Source organism: Helicobacter mesocricetorum, assembly GCF_900198605.1.
Lineage (GTDB): Bacteria > Campylobacterota > Campylobacteria > Campylobacterales > Helicobacteraceae > Helicobacter_D > Helicobacter_D mesocricetorum.
This window is the reverse complement of record NZ_FZPJ01000057.1, coordinates 1-3,788: the sequence shown is the minus strand read 5'-3', so window position 1 is coordinate 3,788 and position 3,788 is coordinate 1. Positions and strand designations below refer to the sequence as shown.

Below are 3,788 nucleotides of genomic sequence, written 5' to 3'. Positions count from 1 at the left end.
AATCCAAATATCTTTACGCTTGGTAGTGTATAATACGCTTGAATTTTAGGCTAAGGAATAGAATGTTCTCTCTCCCCTCTCGCCGCTACACAGGGGCAAAGACAAAGCTACTAGATAAAATTGATTCCGCCCTTTTGCAAAACTTTGATTATAGAGATAAACACAATCTTAGCTTCTTTGATGTCTTTGCAGGCACAGGTGTAGTGAGTGAATATTTTCTACAAAAGCCACAATTTGGATGTTTTATTCTCAATGATTTTTTGCATTCCAATGCTGTGATTTATCAAGGATTCTTTAACCAAGATTCTTTTGATTTCAAAAAGCTAGAATCTTTCAAGCAAGATTTTGCGCATTTGCAAGCTAAGGATATAAAAGAGAATTATTATTCTAAGGCTTTTGGCGGTAAGTTTTTTAGCAAGAATGATTCTAAAATCATAGGTTATGTGCGTGATAGGCTAGATTGTCTTTTAGAACAAAAGCAAGTTAATGAAAAAGAATTTTGCATACTCTTAAGCTCTTTGCTTTATAGTGCAGATAGAATCGCAAACACCGTAGGGCATTATGATGCGTATCGTAAGAATATTGCTTTGCAAGATAGATTTGTATATGAGTTGATAGAGCCTATTGTAAGCAATGCAGAGATAGAAATATATAGGCAAGATTCTAATCTTTTGGTTAAAAATTTATGTAAGCAAAATAGACAAATAGACATAGCCTTTATTGACCCACCCTATAATTCAAGGCAATATTCCAGATTCTATCATTTGCTAGAGACACTCACCAAAAATAACAAACCACAATTATATGGCATTGCCTTAAAGCCAGAGCCAGAGAACCTAAGCAAATATTGCAAGGTAGAAGCAAAAGAGACTTTTAAGGATTTGGTAGAGAATCTTGCAAAGATATGCAAGGTTTTGGTGGTGAGTTATAATAATACTTATGCTTCTAAGTCAAGTTCAAGTAGGAATAAGATAGGATTGCAAGAGATTCAAAAAACCCTCCAATCTGTAAGCAAAACAAGTTTTTATGAGTTTGATTTCAAAGCTTTTAGTAGCGGGAAAACAAATTTAGATGGGCATAAGGAAATCATTTTTGTAGGTGAAATCCAATGACAATACAAACCACATTTATACAACAAAAAACAGATAAGATTCTACGCTCTCCACTCTTTTATGTTGGCGATAAATATAAGCTTATGCCCCAGCTTAAAAAGCTTTTTCCAAAGCCTATAAAAACTTACATTGAACCTTTTATGGGTGGAGGAAGCTCATTTTTGAATACTCAAGCTCAAAATTATATACTTAACGATATAGATTCCTATATTATTTCTTTGCATGAATTTCTATCAAGTGGTGCAAAAAATCCTTTTTTCTTGCAACAAATATTCACTCTTATAGAATCTTATCATCTTTCCTGCTCTCTTAAAAATATCATTCCCCCAAAAGATTTAAGAGAAGCCTATAAAAAAACCTATTTTGCAAGGTTTAATAAGGAATCTTATTTGAGATTGCGTGATGAATTTAATGCAAATAAAACCGATATGTTAAAGCTCTATATATTGCTTATTTATGGATTTAATCGCATGCTTAGATTTAATAGCAAAGGAGATTTTAATTTGCCTGTTGGAAATGTAGATTTTAATCGCAATGTCTTAAAAGCCCTAAATGATTACTTTTATTTTATCAAAGACAAAAATATCACTTTCTCTAATGCTGATTATAGGGATTTTCTTTTGTCTATTCCTCTAAAAAAAGGCGATTTTATTTACCTTGACCCGCCTTATCTTATTAGCGGAAGTGAATATAATAAATTATGGAATGAAAATTTGGAATCTTGCCTCTATGAACTTTTAGAAAAATTGGATTCTAAAGGTATTGCATGGGGGCTTAGTAATCTTTTAACGCATAAAGGTAAAACAAATATGCTTTTGAAAGATTTTACTAAGAAATACTTGACATATAATATTCAAAGTAACTATATCAGCTTTAATGATAATTCAACCAAAAAAGATTCTGTGGAGGTTTATGTAACCAATGTCAAACAGACAAGCACAATACAAGATTCTCTCTTTTAGCACCACGATGCGCAATCCGCAGAGAATTGCTGATTTCCTTAAAGTTTTATTGCCATACGAGGAGCGAATCTTAACACATGAAATTATTATGGAAATAATCGCCAATTGGATTCAAAATAAGTTCTATATTCCAAATTATGCAAAACTAAATTTCAAAGATATTTTAGAATCTGATGAAGCTTTCACCGATTCCCAAATACAAGAAATCATAAAAAATTCACCACAAAACCATCAAGAGGCTGGGTTTAGTAGAGGTTGGGATTCACGCTTTGATACTTTTTATAAACTTCCAATGGAGTTTGGATTTTGCTTTTATGCAATGAATGAACCTTTGATTATCTCACATACAGGGCATTTGCTCATAGATGCTACCAATGAGATTCCAAGCAATGAGACAAAAATTGCTAATATTTTTTTAAATTGTATGATGAAATATCAAAGCAACAATCCCTTTAGAAATATTCTTAACAATAATGTGCCTTTAGTTTTGCTTCTTAATGTTTTACGAAAATTACAAGAAATATCACATGATTCTAAAATTTCTGTTTTAGAGATTCCATTTTTGCTTTGTTGGAGAGATAGGGATTATAACGCATTGACAAATTATATTTTAGATTTTAGGAGAGAGTATCCTAGCTTTGCTTATGCACGTGAAATTGTCTATGAAAAATGCTTAGAACTTTTAGAAACTGATAATACAAAACGATTTAAAATTTCCCAAATCTGTAATGAAGCTGTCGATGAATATATAAGAAAAATGCGTATTACGGGGATTATTTCACTTCGTGGCAATGGGAGATTTATTGATTTCAACACCTTTGAAATGCCAAAAATTAATTATGTGCTAGAAAATTATTCACAATTTAAAAATTTTAGCGATAAAAAATCTTATTTTGAGTATATGGGCGAGATTGATTCGCATATTTTAGATATCCAGCAATCCAGCGTAATAGATGAAGAATCGCTTAAATTACGCACTTTACAAAATTTTGCTACACGATATACAAAAGAACAAATTTATAAAGAACTTAGTATTTTAGCTTCCAAAAAAACAAAAAGCAAAGATAAAGTGTTAAAGTTTATCCCAGAGCCTACAAGGTTTGAATTCTTAACCGCCATTGCCCTAAAACAGCATTTTAAAACATTACAGATTTTGCCAAATTATAGCATTGATGATGAGGGGTTGCCCAAATGCCACGCTAGCGGGAATCAGCCTGATATTTTTTGTAGAGATAATTTAAGTCAAAGCATTATTGAGGTGAGTTTGATTTGCGGTAGAGGACAAGTTAATAATGAGCTTTTGCCAATCACTAGACATTTAAAATCTTTAATAGAATCAACCCAAGATTTAACAAATATATCATATTTTGCAATTTTCATTGCACCAAAAATTTTTGAGGATTCCAAAGTTTATGTAGAGTTTATTAAGTTTAAAGATGATTTAGATATTAGAAATTTTGATATTTTAGAGTTTATAGAAAGGCTAAAGATAATTTCTATGGAATCCAATTCCATAAATGACACTTTCAATCTTAAAATTTAGATTCTACAATTTCAAAAACTCCTCACGACTAATGAAACTTGGGGTAGCAAATGGTATCAAACCTATATTCAAACAATGCTAAAAAATTTAGAATCTTAAAATTATCCCCCCGAGAGAGCTTAAGTCAAATGGACGAATTTCATAAACTACAAGATCCAGAACTTATCCTAG

3 protein-coding genes are annotated in these 3,788 nt (G+C 31.3%); all 3 read left to right on the top strand.

Annotated features, from left to right (window positions below):
- The first annotated feature begins 62 nt into the window (after positions 1 to 62).
- Genes C6H18_RS09020 through C6H18_RS09010 form a run of 3 tightly spaced genes read left to right on the top strand, consistent with a single transcriptional unit; the run spans position 63 to position 3,617 of the window.
- Positions 63 to 1,112 carry a DNA adenine methylase gene (locus C6H18_RS09020; RefSeq protein WP_104722767.1) on the top strand — a complete coding sequence of 350 codons (1,050 nt, stop codon included), beginning with the start codon at positions 63 to 65 and terminating at the stop codon, positions 1,110 to 1,112.
- Positions 1,109 to 2,074 (top strand): DNA adenine methylase, encoded by a 966-nt coding sequence (locus tag C6H18_RS09015; protein ID WP_104722766.1) that lies wholly within the window; start codon positions 1,109 to 1,111, stop codon positions 2,072 to 2,074. The genes C6H18_RS09020 and C6H18_RS09015 overlap by 4 nt, the downstream gene beginning before the upstream one ends.
- Positions 2,034 to 3,617 carry an AlwI family type II restriction endonuclease gene (locus C6H18_RS09010; protein ID WP_104722765.1) on the top strand — a complete coding sequence of 528 codons (1,584 nt, stop codon included), beginning with the start codon at positions 2,034 to 2,036 and terminating at the stop codon, positions 3,615 to 3,617. Before C6H18_RS09015 ends, C6H18_RS09010 begins: the two co-directional genes overlap by 41 nt.
- Positions 3,618 to 3,788 lie beyond the last annotated feature (171 nt).

Bases quoted from the DNA above. Each gene is read 5' to 3' on its own strand.
- C6H18_RS09020 (WP_104722767.1), top strand. From the start codon at position 63: ATGTTCTCTCTCCCCTCTCGCCGCTACACAGGGGCAAAGACAAAGCTA.
- C6H18_RS09015 (WP_104722766.1), top strand. From the start codon at position 1,109: ATGACAATACAAACCACATTTATACAACAAAAAACAGATAAGATTCTA.
- C6H18_RS09010 (WP_104722765.1), top strand. From the start codon at position 2,034: ATGTCAAACAGACAAGCACAATACAAGATTCTCTCTTTTAGCACCACG.